Source organism: Sphingopyxis sp. L1A2A (assembly GCF_005502465.1).
GTDB lineage: Bacteria > Pseudomonadota > Alphaproteobacteria > Sphingomonadales > Sphingomonadaceae > Sphingopyxis.
Genome location: NZ_SCOT01000006.1, coordinates 97,890 through 113,650, shown reverse-complemented (window position 1 = coordinate 113,650; position 15,761 = coordinate 97,890). Strand labels below are relative to the sequence as shown.

Below are 15,761 nucleotides of genomic sequence, written 5' to 3'. Positions count from 1 at the left end.
CAGCGATGTAGGAATAAGGAACGTCTGATGTCCAGCACCATCCATGCCGAACGGCTCGCCCGCGTCCGCGAAGCCCTCACCGCGCGCGGCCTCGACGGCTTTGTCGTCCCGATCAGCGACGAGCATATGAGCGAATATGTCGGCGACTATGCGCAGCGCATGGCGTGGCTGACCGGCTTTGGCGGCTCGGCGGGGACGGCGGCGGTGCTGCCGACCAAGGCCGCGGTGTTTATCGACGGGCGCTATACGGTGCAGGTGCGCGATCAGGTCGATGGATCGCTGTTCGACTATGTCGGGGTACCCGCGTCGAGCGTCGCCGAATGGCTGGGCGCGCATGTCGCTGCGGGGCAGAAGATCGGTTTCGACCCCTGGCTGCACGGCATCGATTGGGCGCGTTCGCTGGGCCGGGCTTTGACCGCCAAGGGTGCAACGCTGGTCGCGGTCGATAAAAATCCGCTCGACGCGGCGTGGGACGACCAGCCGGCGCCGAGCGATGCGGTCGTGAGCGTTCACGATGTCGCGCTCGCGGGGCAGAGCGCGGTCGAGAAGCGCGAAGTGATCGCCGACTGGCTGAAAGCGAACGGCCTCGACACCACGGTGATGACCGCGCTCGATTCGATCGCGTGGACCTTCAACATTCGCGGCACCGACGTCAGCCACACCCCGGTCGGGCTGGCGTTTGCGCTGCTCCACGCCGATGCCACCGCCGACCTGTTCATTGCGCCTGAAAAGGTCACCGACGCGGTGCGCGCGCATCTGGGCAACAGCGTGCGCATCCATGATCGCGATGCGTTCGAGGCGGCGCTTGCCGACCTGAAGGACAAAAGGGTCGCGGTCGACCCCGACCGCGCCGTTGCCGCGATCTTTACCGCGCTGGAAGCCGCCGGGGCGAAAACCGAACGCCACCGCGACCCCGCGGTGCTGCCCAAGGCGATCAAGAACGATGTCGAGCTCGGCGGCACGCGCGCCGCGCATGTTCGCGACGGCGTTGCGGTGTCGCGCTTCCTGCAATGGATGGAAGATGTCGCGCCGCAGGGCGGGCTCGACGAACTTGGTGCTGCGGCGAAGCTGCGCGCTTTCCGGGACGAAAATGGCGCGCTCGTCGATCTGAGCTTCGACACTATCTCGGCCGCGGGGCCGAATGGCGCGCTGCCGCATTACAAGGTCGATGAGACCACGAACCGCGCCATCGAGACCGGGACGCTCTATCTGGTCGATTCGGGTGGGCAGTACGCCGATGGCACCACCGACATCACGCGCACGATCGCGATCGGCGCGCCGACCGCCGAAATGCGGCGGCGCTTCACCCAGGTGCTGAAAGGGCATATCGCGCTCGCGACCGCGCGCTTTCCCAAGGGGACGCGCGGAAGCCAGCTCGACATTCTGGCGCGCCAGTATCTGTGGGCCGATGGAGTTGATTACGCGCATGGCACCGGCCACGGCGTCGGCGCCTATCTGGCGGTCCATGAAGGGCCGCAGCGCATCGCCAAGCCCGCCGGCGGGCAGGCGGGGACCGAGGAACCGCTCCACGCCGGGATGATCCTGTCGAACGAGCCCGGCTATTACAAGGCGGGCAGCTTTGGCATCCGCATCGAAAATCTGGTGATCGTGGTGCCCGTCAGCATCGACGGCGCCGAGGAGGATATGCTGGGGTTCGAGACGATCACCTTTGCCCCGATCGCGCAAAATCTGGTCGAAACCGCGCTGCTGTCGCCCGCCGAGGCCGACTGGCTCGACGCCTATCATGCTGAAGTGCTGGCAAAGCTCTCGCCGGGGATGACCGGCGGCGACCGGGACTGGCTTGCAGCGGCGTGCGCGCCGCTCGACCGCACCCCCGCCGCGCTCGCGGCCTGACGCGGCGATGGACAGCCGCAACGGCGATGTGCCGCGCGAGGATTTTCGGGTCCACGAAACGGTCCGCGTGCGTTTCAACGAGATCGACGGGCAGAACATCGTCTTCAACGGCAATTATCTGGTCTATGCCGATATCGGGGTGACCGAATATTTCCGCGCGCTAGGTGAGGGCCAACCCGGACCCTATTTTCACCAATATGGTACGGATATTCGCGAGACGCGGTGCGAAATTGAATATCATGCCCCGGCGCGGCTGGACGAACAGATCACCATCGCGGCGCGGGTGAGCCGGTTCGAACGGACAAGTTTTACCGTTCATTGCGCGATTTTTCGGGACAGCGAACGGTTGACCGATATCGCGATCAGCTACGCGCATATCGACCTCGACAGCGGCGGCGTGACACCGTTGCCGGGCAGTTTTATCGCTGAAGTACGCCGATTCGAAAAGCGGATGCCGTTGCAGGCGTGATTCGCGAATCACCCAACGGAGCCAGAATCGCCATCTCTCAACTAAAAAGGTCGAAAAAAAGGGCCACCCGAGGGTGGCCCATGAAAGTTTTGGGAGAGGATGCCTAAAAGGCATGCTCATATTGCAGCGCACAAAAAATTGTGCAACTGCGAAAAGAGCATCTGCAATTGCATTTTTTGCAATCGCGAACGTTCCCAGCAATCGTCCTGCGCAATCCTTGCCCCCTCGCAAATTGCCGCAGCTTCGCCTAAATTGGGGACATGGGAATGTTCAACACTGTCGACATCGGCGGCGGCCTGTCCGATTTCTGGGCCTATATCCGCGAACCTCGCCCGCATCGCTGGGCCAGCTGGGGCGTCGCGGTCGCGCTGCCGCTCGTGATTTTCTATGGCTTTTCCGAACATTTGATTCGCACCGAAGAGCCCAAGGTCGAGATCATCTATTTCGAAAACTGGTCGGCGGACCGCAGTGCTGCCGAAATTCGCGCCGAATGGGTCGCGCGCGCCAAGGAAACAACGCGCGCCAACGCTGAGAAGCGCGCCGAATATCAGCGGCTGGCCGACATGATGGGGGTCGAATATGATTCGGCCGAGGCCGACGAGGTGACCCGCGAAACGCTGGGCGATGAAGCGGCGGCGGCGGCGAAGCAGAAAAAGCCGGTTGCGGTCCAGCGCTCGACGCTTGCCGAGCGCGCGGCGCGCGGACCGCAATCGCAAGCTGCCGACTGACCGCATGCAACGGTCGCCCGCCGATGCCGACTGGACGGCGGCTGCCATCGCGCTGTCGCGGCGCGGCCGCCCGGCGTCGGCGCCCAATCCCAACGTCGGCTGCCTGATCGTCAAGGATGGCAAGGTCGTCGCGCGCGGCTGGACCCAACCCGGCGGCCGCCCGCATGCCGAGGCGATGGCGCTCGCCGTCGCGGGCGACGCGGCGCGCGGCGCCACCGCTTATGTCAGCCTCGAACCCTGTGCCCACGCCAGCCCGCGCGGTCCGTGCTGCACCGATGTGCTGATCGCTGCGGGCATCGCGCGCGTCGTCATTGCGGCGCAGGATCCCGACCCGCGCACCGACGGCCAGGGAATCGCGCGGTTGCGGCAAGCGGGGATTGGGGTTGTCGAAGGCGTCTTGTCCGCTGAGGCGTGCGCTGCGATGGCGCCCTGGTGGACGCGGCAGGCCGCCGGACGGCCGTTCGTCACGCTCAAGCTCGCAACCTCGCTCGACGGCTGCATCGCGCGGCCCGATGGGACGAGCCGCTGGATCACCGGTGATCGCGCGCGCGCGCACGGCCATCTCGAACGCGCGGAGCATCAGGCGATCCTGGTCGGGCGCGGGACGCTCGACGCCGACGCGCCGACGCTCGACGTGCGCCTGCCCGGGCTCGCCGCGCGCAGCCCGCGCAAGCTGCTATTCACCCGCGGCGATGCGCCCGACGGCTGGACCGCGGTGTGCGCGCCGACGGCACTCGATTCGCTCGACATCAATTCGGTGCTGGTCGAGGGCGGCGCCGGCGCGGCGTCGGCCTTCCTCGCCGCCGACCGCGTCGACCGCCTGCTCTTCTACCGCGCCCCGATCCTGATCGGCGGCGGCAAGCCTGCGCTCGGCGACATCGGCCTGACCAATCTTGCCGACGCCCATGGCCGCTGGCGCCTGACCGACAGCCGCCTGCTTGGCAGCGACCGACTCGACGTTTACGAGCGAGTCAGAGAAGGATAAGCGCTCCCATGTTCACCGGCATTATCACCGACATCGGCACCGTTCGTTCGCGCGAAGATCGCGGCGACACGCGGCTGGTCATCGCTACCCGCTACGACACCGGCACCATCGACCTTGGCGCGTCGATCGCCTGTTCGGGGGCGTGCCTGACCGTGGTCGACAAGGGGCGCGACGGCGACGGCGACTGGTTTGCAATCGATGCCAGCGCCGAAACGCTCGCGCGCACCGCACCCGGAATGTGGGACGCGGGCCGCCGCCTCAACCTCGAACGCGCGCTCAAAGTCGGCGACGAGTTGGGCGGGCATATTGTGACCGGGCATGTCGATGACATCGGGCGCATCGTGTCGGTCGTGCCCGTCGGTGACAGCGTCACGGTTACCGTCGCGGCCCCCGCGTCGCTCGCGCCGCATATTGCGCCCAAGGGCTCGATCACCGTCGATGGCGTGTCGCTGACGGTCAACGACGTGACCGACCAGCCCGAGGGCGAAGGGCATTTCACGCTCAATATCATCCCGCACACCCAGGAAATGACGACGCTCGACGAAGCCGCGGCGGGGCGCTCGGTCAATCTCGAGATCGACATCCTCGCGCGCTATCTGGCGCGGATGCAGGCGCGCGGCGCCTAGCCTTCCATCCAGCCCAGCCCCAGTTCCGGGTCGGCTGTCACCATCGATCGCCGCATCGCGAGCCGACCGATCCGTAGCAGCTCGGCCTTGCGCCGGGCCGGGGCCAAGTTGCAGCTCGCCGCCTCGCGCACCACCGCCGCGCCATAGCGGTCGGCGATGATCAGCCCCGATGTCTCGGGACGATAGTCGGGGGTGTCAAGGATTGCGGGGTCAAGCCCCGATGCCAGCGCCCAGTAAAAGCGGTCGCACCAATCGCAATAGTCGGGCCATTTGCCGTCGCCGTGCAGGTCGGCGCGGCTGACCTTGATCTCGACGATGGTGATCTGGCCCTTGGCATCGATCGCGGTCAGGTCGGTGCGCCGCCCGTTGGGCAGCGGCACTTCGGGGATTGCGACCAGCCCTGCCTGCGCAAACAGCCGACACACGCCGCGCGCGACGTCCGCGGCGGTGGTCAGGTCGCTTGCTATCATTCGTCAGAACTCAGAACGGGACGTCGTCGTCCAGATCGTCGTCGAAGGGCGGACGACCGCCGCCGGAACCGCCGCCGCCCGACGATCCGCCCGAGCCGCCGCCCTGGTTCCAGCCGCCGCCCGAGCCGCCGCTCGATCCGCCGCCATTGCCCCAGTTGTCGTCGCCGCCACCGCCGCGCGATCCACCGCCACCGCCACCGGGGGCGCCATCAAGCATGGTCAGCGCGCCGCCGATCCCGGCGATCACCACTTCGGTGGTATATTTGTCGTTGCCGTCGCGGTCTTGCCATTTGCGGGTGCGCAGCGAGCCTTCGATATAGACTTTCGAGCCCTTTTTCAGGAAGCGTTCGACGACCCCGACCAGCCCTTCGCCGTTGATCACGACATTATGCCATTCGGTGCGCTCCTTGCGCTCGCCGGTCATCCGGTCTTTCCAGTTTTCCGACGTTGCGATGCGGATATTGGCGATCTTGCCGCCGTTCTGGAACGATTTGATTTCGGGATCGGCGCCGAGGTTGCCGATCAAAATTACCTTGTTGACGCTGCCAGCCATGCCGCTCCGCTCCGCTTGAATGTTGGAAGGATCAGCCGAGCCCGAAAGCGACCGCTGTCCAGTAAGTGATACCTGCTGCGGCATAGGCGAGCGCGAACAAATAGCCAACCATGAACAGCGGCCATTTCCACCCATTGGTCTCGCGCCGGGTGATCGCGATCGTCGAAATGCACTGCGGCGCGAACACGAACCAGGCGAGGAACGCGAGCGCGGTGGCGATGCTCCAGCGGCCCTGCAAACGCTCGCTCAACGATTGCGCCATCGCTTCTTCGTCATCACCCGCTTCGATCGCATTGGCGGTGGCGAGCGCCGACACCGCAACCTCGCGCGCCGCCATGGCGGGGATCAGTGCGAGCGCGATGTCATGGTTGAAGCCGATCGGCGCGACGACAACCTCGAGGCCGCTCGCGATGCGCCCGGCGACGCTGTAATCGACCTGGCTTTCTGTGCTGTCCGTCGGCACCTTGGGATAACTCAGCAACAGCCACAGCGCGATCGTGGTGACAAAAATGATCGTCCCGGCGCGGCGCAGAAAGATCCACGCACGCTGCCACAGCGCGATGCCGACATCGCGCAGCCGCGGCCATTGATAACGCGGCATTTCCATCATGAAGCCCGCGGCATTGCCCTTGGCGACGGTGCGGCGTAGCACCAGCGCGACGACGAGCGCGCCGACGATGCCCGACAGGTAGAGGCCGAACAGCACCAGCCCTTGCAGCCCGACGGGCGAGCCGCCGACATTGCTATTCGGAATGAAGGCGCCGATGATCAGCGTGTAAACAGGCAGCCGCGCCGAACAGGTCATCAGCGGCGCGATCAGGATCGTCGTCAGCCGGTCCTTCGCATCGGGGATTGCGCGCGTCGCCATGATCCCGGGGACCGCGCAGGCAAAGCTGGACAGCAGCGGGATGAAGCCGCGCCCCGACAATCCGACCTTGGCCATGATGCCGTCCATCAGGAACGCGGCGCGGGTCATGTAGCCCGTCGCCTCGAGCAACAGGATGAAGAGGAACAGGATCAGGATCTGCGGCAGGAAGACGATCACCGACCCGACCCCGCCGAGGACGCCCTCGATAATCAACCCGCGCAGGAAACCGTCGGGCAGCGCCGCGGTCACCGCCTCCTGCAGCGCCGCGATGCCGCCCTCGATCCAGCCGATCGGTGCTTCGGACCAGGCATAGACCCCCTGGAACATCACGAACATCAGCGCGAGCAGGATCAGGAAGCCGAGGGCGGGATGCAGCACAACCGCATCCACTTGTGCGGTCCAGCGCCGCACCGGGGTTTCGGACAGCGTTGCGGCGCGGGCGATCGCCTTGGCGCGCTGGTGCAGCGCGACGTCGGACGGCGGCGGTGCGGGCTGCGCGGTCGCCTGCGTCTGATGCGACAGGATCGCGCCATCGACCGCCGCGAGCAGGTCGGTCAGCCCGCGCTTGCGCACCGCAACCGTCGGCACCACCGGCACGCCGAGTTCGCGCGACAGGATCGCGGGGTCAAGCGTCAGCCCGTCGCGTGTCGCGAGGTCGAGCATGTTGAGCGCGACCACCGTCGGCAGCCCGAGCGCGATCAGTTCGAGCGCGAAGCACAGATGATTGTCGAGATTGGCGGCATCGACGACGACGACCAGCGCATCGGGGCGCCGTTCGCCCGCCTGCTGGCCCAGCACGACGTCGCGCGTCACCGCCTCGTCGGGACTGGCGGGGGTCAGGCTGTAACTGCCGGGCAGATCGACCAGCGACAGCGGCCGCCCGTCGGCAAAGCTGGCGTGCCCCGCCTTGCGTTCGACGGTGACCCCCGGATAATTGGCGATCTTTTGCCGCGCGCCGGTCAGCGCATTGAACAGGCTCGATTTGCCGGCATTGGGATTGCCGACCAGCGCGATCGTCGGAATGGCAGCGGTCATGGCGCGGTCGGCGCCACTTCGATCATCGCCGCCTGCCGCGCGCGAATGATCACCTGCATCCGCCCGATCGCCAGCGCCAACGGATCGCGCGAAAACAGGCTGCCGCGGTGGAGTGGGGTGACTTCAATCCCTTCCATCAATCCGAATTCGCGCAACCGCCGCCCCTCGTCATGCGACATATGGTCCCAATCGATGCGGGAAATGCGGACAGCAATGCCGAGCTTGGCGGAATCGAGCTTTGGGTTCATTTGCTAGCGATTATCAATAACAGACGGGCGGCGCCAGTCCCTTATGCGTCGCAGTCAACGCCCCGGATAGCGCAGCCGCCCGACGAAGCGGGCGAGGCTGGGGCGTTCGATGGTGCGCGAGGCGCGGCGATATTTCCAGCTTTCGAAGCGCATGACCTGATCGATCCGGCGCGCCAGGAAGGCGCGCGTGTCGGCAAAACCGTCGCTCTCGTCGTTCAGAAACACCGCCATCGTCGAGGCATAGACGGCGCCGAGAATCGCGCGTTTGCTGTAGTGATTATAATCGGTCGCGGTGTCGCCCGCGAGCCGCCACATGATGTCGGCGCTGCGCCAGCCGAGCTTGGCCGCGAACGGCACATTGGTGGGTAGCGCCAGCAGTGCGAGGGCGCGGCGCAGCGATTCGCGGTCGGGCGCGAGCAGGTCGATGCGCGTTTCGACGAGGGTGGTGATCCGCTCGCGAATCTTGAGCGTTACCAGTTTCTCGGCGGGCCAATTTGCTGCCATGCGATCGTCGATGTCGGCGAACCATGCATCGACCATGTCGCGCCCGCCGCCGGGAAAGGCGAGACGGGCGACATCGGGATCGACCGCGGCGCGGCGCGCGGCGTCGGCGAGCGCGGCGGCGCCGAAACCGTCGAACGCCGCGGACGCGGCGATCAGCGGCGCGAGCGCGGCGCGGATTTCGTCGAGGGTCGGATCGGCAGGGAGGATCGAGGCCATAGACTTCAGATAGGCGCTGCGCGGCGGCTCGGCAACCGGATCAGCACGAGCGCCGCGCCGACCAGCATGCCGCCAAAAATATCGATCGGGCCAAGCAGCTCGCCGAACGCCAGCCATCCGGCGAGCGCGGCGACCGCGGGCTGAACGAGCAAGGTCAGCCCGATGACGAGCGGCGAGAAGCGCGGTAGCGACCAGGTCATCAGCCCCTGACCGATAATCTGGCTGGTCAGCGCAAGCAGGATCAGCGGGGTCCAGTTCTGCGGCATGATTGCCTCGCCCAGCGCCAGCGCGGTGCCGAGCAGGATCGGAACGCAGACGATCGACGATATCGCCAGCGCGGTCCACGGCTCGAGCGCCCCGCGCACCCGCAGCATCAGCAGGACATAGCCGGTGTAGAGCACCCCCGCGAGCAGGCTGAGCAGGTCGCCGACGAGGTAGGCGGGCGACAGTTCGTAACTTTGCCCCATGAGCAGCGCCGACCCGGCAAAGGCGAGCAGGATCGCCAGCGCCTGCCACCCGCGCGGCCAGCGGCGCGCGAGGAAAATGCCCCAGATCACCAAGAGCAGGCTGGCGCAATTGCCGAACAGCGTCGCGTTGGCGACCTTGGTCTGGAGAATGCCGATATGCCATGCGACCAGATCGAGCGCGAAGAAAACGCCCGCCGCGCTGGCAACGACGATGGCATTGCGCGGCGGCAACCGCCCGCCGCTCTCGCGCCAGGCCAGCGCGAGCAGGACGGGCAGCGCGATTGCCATGCGCCAGAAGGCCGAGGCGGTTGGCCCGGTGTCGGCGAGGCGGACGAGCAGCGCGCCGATCGACAGCGAAATATTGCCCGCGAGCAGCGCCAGAAAAGCCCAGCGCCCCGCGGTCGGCGTCGCACCGGCTTTCTCGTCGAGGCTTTCGATCTTGGCTGTCATTTAGATTTTCTTTTGATACTGACCATTGTGCAGGCACCGCGGCATCCATAGCTTTGCGGGCCATAGCGGCGCCCCGAACGGTCGTCGCGCGGAATTTGGAACGTGGAGGATTTATGGCCGTATCGTTTTTCGACCCGATCAAGCTGGGCGCCATTCAGGCGCCGAATCGCATCATCATGGCGCCGCTGACCCGCGGCCGCGCCGGGCCGGGATTTGTCCCGACCGAACTCGCGGTCGAATATTATCGCCAGCGCGCCTCGTCAGGCCTGATCATTTCGGAAGCGACGGGCATTTCGCAGGAAGGCCTTGGCTGGCCGTCGGCCCCGGGTCTGTGGACCGACGCGCAGGTCGAAGGCTGGAAGCCGGTGACCGATGCCGTCCATGCCGCCGGCGGGCGCATCGTCGCGCAGCTGTGGCACATGGGCCGCCTCGTCCATTCGGTGTTCAATGATGGTAAGCCGCCGGTCTCGGCCTCGGCGACGCAAGGCGAGGGCCGGGCGCATACGCCGGTCGGCCGCCGTGACCTTGAAGTCGCGCGCCCGCTGGAGCTGGCCGAGATTCCGCGACTGATCAATGATTATGTCAAGGCGGCAGAAAATGCCAAAAAGGCCGGATTCGACGGGGTGCAGCTGCACGGCGCCAACGGCTATCTGATCGACCAGTTCCTGCGCGACAACAGCAATTTGCGCGATGACGATTATGGCGGGTCGGTCGAAAACCGCATCCGGCTGCTGCGCGAAGTGACCGCAGCGCTGATCGGCGTCTGGGGCGCCGACCGCGTCTCGGTGCGGCTGTCGCCCAATGGCAATTCGCAGGGCGTCGATGACAGCAATCCGGAACCCTTGTTCACCGCTGCGGCTGCGGCGCTCGATACGCTCGGCATCGGTTTTCTCGAACTGCGCGAACCCGGCCCCGACGGCACCTTCGGCAACACCGACGTCCCCAAACAATCGCCCGCGATCCGCAAGGCGTTCAAAGGTCCGCTGATCCTCAACAGCGACTATGACGTCGCCAAGGCGGAGGCAGCACTTGCCGACGGTCTTGCCGATGCGATCGCCTTTGGCCGCCCCTATATCGGCAATCCCGATCTGGTCGAACGCATCCAGAGCGGCGCTCCATGGTCGGCCGACAATCCGCAGACCTGGTATTCGGCGGGTGCCGAGGGCTACACCGACTATCCGGCGCTGGTGGACGCCTAAGGCTCGATCAATCCTCCCTGTGGCGCAGCCATGGGGAGGGGGACCGCTCGCGAAGCGAATGGTGGAGGGGCAGCGACGTCGCGCGATAGCCCCTCCGTCGGCCCTCCGGGCTGCCACCGCCCCATCGCTACGCGACAGGGAGGATTTTGGCTAACCCTGCTCGGCCAACGCCTTGTCGACGATCCCGGCGCCCAGCGGGCCGAGGATATTGCTGCCAAAGCGGAACAGCAGGAAGCCGCCGACGAAAAGCAGTACGGGCTGAATGATCAGCGCGACAATCGCCGCGATCACCATGACGACGAACAGCGTCACAAAACCGCCGCTCAGCGTCTGTTGCCCCTTTGGACCGAGTTCGATCGTGCGCGGACCTTTCGCATCCCACCATTTACCGGTGACGATCGTCTTGCGGGCGCCGCTTTGCGGGGCGGGGCGGCTCGGGATGCGCGCGGGGGTGTTCGCCTTCAGCGCCGGCCGGTCGCCCGGCGCTGGCGACCAGGGCCGCTTGCCCTGCTCGGCCGTTGCGGCGACCATACGCGGCTTGGTGGGGGTTGCCGATTGCGGCTGGTTCGGCGCCGGGCGGGCGCTCAGTCCCGATTCGGCGCGCGCCGCGGCGGACAGGTCAGGCGCATTGCTGGGCCGCTCGGGCCGGACCGGCTCGACGCCCAGCAGGCGATCGTGAATTTCCATGCGCTCGGCGGCGCTCAGCGGCGTCTGGCCGGTTTCCTTGTCGATCACCACCAGCCGCCCGCCGCGCTCGACGACGGAAAAACGGCTGGGGGGCGGGCGATCAACCAATGCCGAATTGTTCCTTAAGGGCCAGCATGGCGAGCGCGGCCTTCGCCGCTTCGCCGCCCTTATCCTTGCGCGTCTTGTCGGCGCGCGCAAGCGCCTGTTCGTCATTCTCGACGGTCAGGATGCCGTTGCCGATCGCCAGGCCATCGAGCGTCAGCGCCATGATGCCGCGCGCGCTTTCGTTCGACACGACCTCGAAATGATAGGTTTCGCCGCGAATAACGACGCCGAGCGCGACGTAGGCGTCGTAACGGCCGGTATCGGCGGCGAGCGAGATCGCCGCGGGCACTTCGAGCGCGCCGGGGACCGTCACCGTCTCATGGCTGTGCCCCTCAGCCTCGAGCGCGCTGCGCACGCCGTCGAGCAGCATGTCGTTGAGCTGGCTGTAAAAGCGGGCTTCGACGATCAGCACGTGGGCCATTATGCTTCTCCGGGAATGGGGCGTTCGCCGACGACCGACAGGCCATAGCCTTCGAGGCCGACGATATTACTGTGGGTGGGGGTGAGCAGTTCCATCGCATGGACGCCAAGGTCGGCGAGGATCTGTGCACCGATACCGTAAGTCCGAAGGTCCATGCCGCCTTCGGGCGGGGGTGCCGCTTCGGCTTCGGCCGATCCGGGCAGCGGACGCATCAGCATCACGATCACGCCCCCACCGGCTTCGCCGATCGCGTCCATCGAGCGCTGGAGGCGGCGCTTTTTCGGGCCCGGGCGGCCCATGATGTCGTCGAAGAGCGATACCGGATGCATGCGCACCAGCGTCACGCCCTCCGGATCGACCGCGCCCTTTTGCAGCACCAGATTGACACTGCCATCGATTTTGTTGCGATAGGATTTCAGCCGCCAGTCGCCGCCATAATCCGATTCGAACGGATCGTCGGCGACGCATTCGACCAGCCGGTCGTTGCGGTGGCGGTATGCGATCAGGTCGGCGATCGTCCCGATCTTCAGCCCGTGGCGCCGGGCAAAGGGAATCAGGTCGTCGAGCCGCGCCATCGACCCGTCGTCGTTCATGATCTCGCAGATCACTCCCGAGGGGTTGAGCCCGGCGAGCCGCGCGATGTCGACCGACGCCTCGGTATGTCCGGCGCGCACCAGCACCCCGCCGTCGCGCGCGATCAACGGAAAGACATGGCCGGGGGTGACGATGTCGTCGCGGCCTTTGGCGCCGTCGATCGCGACCGACACGGTGCGCGCGCGGTCGGCGGCCGAAATGCCGGTGGTGACGCCCTCGCGCGCCTCGATCGACGTGGTGAAGGCGGTTTCGTGGCGGGTGCCGTTCGCACGGCTCATCAACTCGAGCCCGAGCAGATCGACGCGCGCCTTGGTCAGCGTCAGGCAGATCAGTCCGCGGCCGTGGGTCGCCATGAAATTGACCGCATCGGGGGTCGCCATCTGCGCCGGGATGACCAGATCACCCTCATTCTCGCGGTCCTCGTCGTCGACCAGGATGAACATCCGGCCGTTGCGCGCCTCGGCGATAATCTCTTCCGGGGTTGCCATCGGCGACAGGTCGCTGCCGTGCGCGAGCCAGTTTTCCAGCTTGCGCAAGGTTTCGGCGGTGGGGTTCCAGCCGGGCGAGTCGAGATCGCGCAGGCTGTTGGCGTGCAGGCCCGCGGCACGGGCGAGGCCCGACCGCGACATGCTGCCGTCATCGACGATGGCGCGAATGCGCTCGATCAATTGTGTAGACATGACCAACGTGTCTCACACTGTAATGTGATTGTCAATCAAGATATCACATTGCGCCGATCAATTGGGGCCAAAGCTCGGCCCTAGTTCGCGTCCCGGTCCATCGGCCTTGGCGTCGAGGAGCGTGACGATCTGTCCGGTCCGGTCGTCGCGCTTGGCATAATCGCGCGCCGTCATGCCGGTGGAATGGTCGGCTTTGTCGGGATTGGCGCCGCGCCGGACGAGCAGGCGGACCATCGCAACATTCTTGGTCTGCACCGCCAGGATCAGCGCGGTTTCGCCGCGGCGGTTGGTCTGGTCCACCGGCGCCTTGGCGTCGAGCAATTCGGTCGCGCCGTCGGTGAAGTTAAGCAGTGCGGCGTGCATCAGGGGGGTCATGCCTTGCCGGTCGGCAATCGACGGGTCGGCATCTTTGGCGATCAGAAAGCGCAGCCACGTGGCGTCGCGGCGCTTGGCAACGATGGCGAGCGCGGTTTCGCCCGATTCGGGATGCCGCGTGTTGATCAGCGTCGCATCATCCTTGAGCGCGTCGGTTGCTTTGGTCCCGTCGCGGGCGTCGACCGCCTGCAAAAAGGCATAGCCGCCGCGGAACTGCGCCTGCGCGGGGCCATGGGGCAGGCCTGTCGCCGCAAAAAAGGCGAGGAGGAGGATGGCGAGGCGGAACTCCGCGCGTCGGAACATGATCTGGGTAACCCTTGGCGAGAACCGCCGCAACGCTGCGACGACAATGGTTGATTTTCGGCGCCTAGCCGACCAAGGCTGGCCCCATGATGAATATCGCGAATATGGGACAAAAGCTGGTCCGTGCAAGCCTCATCGTCGCATTGGGTGCGATGCTGGCGGGATGCAATAGCGCCGCCGACGCGCCGCCGGCGACCCCGCCGCTTGAAGGCGCGCGCATCGGCGGCCCGTTCACGCTCACCGATCAGAATGGCAAAACCGTCCGCGATACCGATTTCTCCGGCCAGTATCGCCTCGTTTATTTCGGCTACAGCTTCTGCCCCGACATCTGTCCCGTCGACCTGCAAAAGCTGATGCGCGGGCTGGCGCAGTTCGAAAAGTCCGATCCCGCGCGCGGAGCGAAGATCGCGCCGCTGTTCGTCACCGTCGATCCGGTGCGCGACACGCCCGCAGCGCTGAAGCCGTTTGTGGCGCGCTATCATCCGCGCCTGCTCGGCCTGACCGGCACCCCCGAACAGATTGCCGCGGTCGCCAAGGCCTATGTCGTCACGTTCAACAAGGTCGATGGTTCGGCGCCCGACCGCTACCTGATGGCGCACAGCCAGCTTGCCTTTCTGATGGATCCGGCGGGCAAGCCGCTTGCGCTGCTGCCGCTCGACGACCCCTCGACCGACGCCGACGAGGGCGCGCCCGCCGCTGTCGCCGCCGATCTGGCGAAATGGGTCAAGTGATGGGGGGCGCGGCGCCCCGCCCCTTTTGGGAAGCGCCGCTCGCCAGCCTCGACGCCGGCCAGTGGGAGGCCTTGTGCGACGGTTGCGGCAAATGCTGTCTGCACAAGATCGAGGATGAAGATACGGGGCGGATTTATCCGACCAATGTTGCGTGTCGCCTGCTCGATCTCACCACCGCGCGCTGCGGCGATTACAAACATCGCCGCCGCCACGTCCCCGATTGCCTGACGTTGACCAAGGCCAAGGTTGCCGACATCGAATGGCTGCCGCAAAGCTGCGCCTACCGCCTGCGCGCCGAGGATCGGCCGCTGCCGGCATGGCATTATCTGGTGTCGGGCGATCGCGATGCCGTCCACCGCGCCGGTCAGTCGATCGCGGGCTGGACGGTCAGCGAGGATGTTGCGGGACCGCTAGAAAATCATCTTGTCGAACGCGTGGTTTGATCTGCGGGCCGAGGGGCCGCACATCTGGGTCGCCGACGAGGCGTGGCCGGTGCGCGTCGTCCAGCACGCCCAGTCGCGGCGCTACCGCCTGGTGTTCGACGCCGCGCGCGGCCAACTGCGGCTGACCGTGCCGCGCCGCACCAACGTCCGCGCCGCGCTGAAATGGGCGAGCGAGCAACAGGCGTGGCTGACTGAACAGGTGGGCAAGGCGGCGCTGCCAGTGATCGTCGGACCCGGCGCCTCGCTGCCGTTCCTGGGCATCGATCGCCGTATCGACTGGGCGCCCACCGCGCCACGCGCGATTGCACTCGAACCGGGCGCGCTACGCGTGGGCGGTCCTGCCGAAACAGTCGGACGCCGTGTCGAACGCTGGCTGAAAGCGCAGGCGCTGGCATTGCTCGATCGCGAAAGCCGCGACATTGCCGCCCGCGCCGGACTGGCGGTCGGGCGCGTCGGGGTCGGCGATCCGCGCAGCCGCTGGGGCAGTTGCACGCACGGCGGCGACCTGCGCTACAGCTGGCGACTGGTGATGGCGCCCGACCATGTCCGGCGCGCGACGGTGGCGCACGAGGTCGCGCATCTCGAGCATATGGACCATGGCCCCGCCTTCCATGCGCTGGTCGACGAACTGCACGACGGCGATGTCGCTGCGGCGCGCGGCTGGCTGCGCCGCGAAGGGCGCGGTCTCCACCGCTACCGTTTCGCGGCCTGAGTAGCTGTTAGCCGCCGGGATTCTAGCCGTAGACCTGA

At 66.5% G+C, this 15,761-nt stretch carries 19 protein-coding genes; 9 read left to right on the top strand and 10 right to left on the bottom strand.

Annotated features, from left to right (window positions below; translation table 11 throughout):
* Positions 1-27: 27 nt before the first annotated feature.
* The 5 genes from FFS68_RS06155 (at position 28) to FFS68_RS06135 (ending at position 4,662) form a co-directional block, all read left to right on the top strand.
* Positions 28-1,854, top strand: a complete 1,827-nt coding sequence (locus tag FFS68_RS06155) for an aminopeptidase P family protein (RefSeq protein ID WP_137752309.1) — start codon at positions 28-30, stop codon at positions 1,852-1,854.
* Between the two features lie 7 nt (positions 1,855-1,861).
* A complete protein-coding gene (locus tag FFS68_RS06150; RefSeq protein WP_137752308.1) occupies positions 1,862-2,323 on the top strand; it encodes a thioesterase family protein in 462 nt (153 codons plus the stop codon).
* Positions 2,324-2,589: 266 nt separating this feature from the next.
* The gene (locus FFS68_RS06145) at positions 2,590-3,051 is read left to right on the top strand and encodes a hypothetical protein (RefSeq protein ID WP_249340044.1); all 462 of its coding nucleotides are present in this window, start codon (positions 2,590-2,592) and stop codon (positions 3,049-3,051) included.
* Between the two features lie 4 nt (positions 3,052-3,055).
* Positions 3,056-4,036, top strand: a complete 981-nt coding sequence (gene ribD / locus FFS68_RS06140; protein WP_137752306.1) for a bifunctional diaminohydroxyphosphoribosylaminopyrimidine deaminase/5-amino-6-(5-phosphoribosylamino)uracil reductase RibD — start codon at positions 3,056-3,058, stop codon at positions 4,034-4,036.
* 8 nt (positions 4,037-4,044) lie between these two features.
* Complete coding sequence (locus FFS68_RS06135) at positions 4,045-4,662, top strand: riboflavin synthase (RefSeq protein WP_137752305.1); 618 nt, start codon at positions 4,045-4,047, stop codon at positions 4,660-4,662.
* Here the strand turns inward: FFS68_RS06135 and FFS68_RS06130 are convergent.
* Genes FFS68_RS06130 through FFS68_RS06105 form a run of 6 tightly spaced genes read right to left on the bottom strand, consistent with a single transcriptional unit; the run spans position 4,659 to position 9,473 of the window.
* Entirely contained in the window at positions 4,659-5,132 is a 474-nt protein-coding gene (locus tag FFS68_RS06130; RefSeq protein WP_249340043.1) for an MmcB family DNA repair protein, read from the bottom strand. The two genes, FFS68_RS06135 and FFS68_RS06130, sit on opposite strands and share 4 nt — an antisense overlap.
* Positions 5,133-5,142: 10 nt before the next feature.
* Positions 5,143-5,685, bottom strand: coding sequence for a single-stranded DNA-binding protein (ssb, locus tag FFS68_RS06125; protein ID WP_137752304.1), 543 nt, complete (start codon positions 5,683-5,685; stop codon positions 5,143-5,145).
* A gap of 31 nt (positions 5,686-5,716) precedes the next feature.
* Positions 5,717-7,588 (bottom strand): ferrous iron transporter B, encoded by a 1,872-nt coding sequence (locus FFS68_RS06120; RefSeq protein WP_137752303.1) that lies wholly within the window; start codon positions 7,586-7,588, stop codon positions 5,717-5,719.
* Positions 7,585-7,836 carry a FeoA family protein gene (locus tag FFS68_RS06115; protein WP_137752302.1) on the bottom strand — a complete coding sequence of 84 codons (252 nt, stop codon included), beginning with the start codon at positions 7,834-7,836 and terminating at the stop codon, positions 7,585-7,587. Before FFS68_RS06115 ends, FFS68_RS06120 begins: the two co-directional genes overlap by 4 nt.
* Before the next feature lie 54 nt (positions 7,837-7,890).
* On the bottom strand, positions 7,891-8,556 hold the full coding sequence (locus FFS68_RS06110; protein WP_137752301.1) for a COQ9 family protein: 666 nt from the start codon (positions 8,554-8,556) through the stop codon (positions 7,891-7,893).
* A 5-nt stretch (positions 8,557-8,561) separates the two neighbouring features.
* On the bottom strand, positions 8,562-9,473 hold the full coding sequence (locus tag FFS68_RS06105) for a DMT family transporter (protein WP_137752300.1): 912 nt from the start codon (positions 9,471-9,473) through the stop codon (positions 8,562-8,564).
* Positions 9,474-9,586: 113 nt separating this feature from the next.
* On the opposite strand from FFS68_RS06105, the gene FFS68_RS06100 reads away from it, so the two are divergent.
* Positions 9,587-10,672: an alkene reductase gene (locus FFS68_RS06100; RefSeq protein ID WP_137752299.1), complete on the top strand. Its 1,086-nt coding sequence runs from the start codon at positions 9,587-9,589 to the stop codon at positions 10,670-10,672.
* A 150-nt stretch (positions 10,673-10,822) separates the two neighbouring features.
* Here the strand turns inward: FFS68_RS06100 and FFS68_RS06095 are convergent, their stop codons facing one another.
* The 4 genes from FFS68_RS06095 to FFS68_RS06080 are packed head-to-tail and all read right to left on the bottom strand — an operon-like array spanning position 10,823 to position 13,837.
* A complete protein-coding gene (locus FFS68_RS06095) occupies positions 10,823-11,467 on the bottom strand; it encodes a hypothetical protein (RefSeq protein WP_137752298.1) in 645 nt (214 codons plus the stop codon).
* Complete coding sequence (ribH, locus tag FFS68_RS06090) at positions 11,460-11,885, bottom strand: 6,7-dimethyl-8-ribityllumazine synthase (RefSeq protein ID WP_137752297.1); 426 nt, start codon at positions 11,883-11,885, stop codon at positions 11,460-11,462. Before ribH ends, FFS68_RS06095 begins: the two co-directional genes overlap by 8 nt.
* On the bottom strand, positions 11,885-13,159 hold the full coding sequence (gene ribB, locus FFS68_RS06085) for a 3,4-dihydroxy-2-butanone-4-phosphate synthase (protein ID WP_137752296.1): 1,275 nt from the start codon (positions 13,157-13,159) through the stop codon (positions 11,885-11,887). Before ribB ends, ribH begins: the two co-directional genes overlap by 1 nt.
* Before the next feature lie 57 nt (positions 13,160-13,216).
* A complete protein-coding gene (locus FFS68_RS06080; RefSeq protein WP_137752295.1) occupies positions 13,217-13,837 on the bottom strand; it encodes an ankyrin repeat domain-containing protein in 621 nt (206 codons plus the stop codon).
* Between the two features lie 86 nt (positions 13,838-13,923).
* On the opposite strand from FFS68_RS06080, the gene FFS68_RS06075 reads away from it, so the two are divergent.
* From FFS68_RS06075 to FFS68_RS06065, 3 genes are read left to right on the top strand one after another with little or no spacing between them, the layout of a single operon-like run.
* The gene (locus tag FFS68_RS06075) at positions 13,924-14,568 is read left to right on the top strand and encodes an SCO family protein (protein WP_137752294.1); all 645 of its coding nucleotides are present in this window, start codon (positions 13,924-13,926) and stop codon (positions 14,566-14,568) included.
* Positions 14,568-15,011 carry a YcgN family cysteine cluster protein gene (locus FFS68_RS06070; protein WP_137752293.1) on the top strand — a complete coding sequence of 148 codons (444 nt, stop codon included), beginning with the start codon at positions 14,568-14,570 and terminating at the stop codon, positions 15,009-15,011. The genes FFS68_RS06075 and FFS68_RS06070 overlap by 1 nt, the downstream gene beginning before the upstream one ends.
* A complete protein-coding gene (locus FFS68_RS06065) occupies positions 14,992-15,723 on the top strand; it encodes a M48 family metallopeptidase (RefSeq protein ID WP_249340042.1) in 732 nt (243 codons plus the stop codon). The genes FFS68_RS06070 and FFS68_RS06065 overlap by 20 nt, the downstream gene beginning before the upstream one ends.
* Positions 15,724-15,761 lie beyond the last annotated feature (38 nt).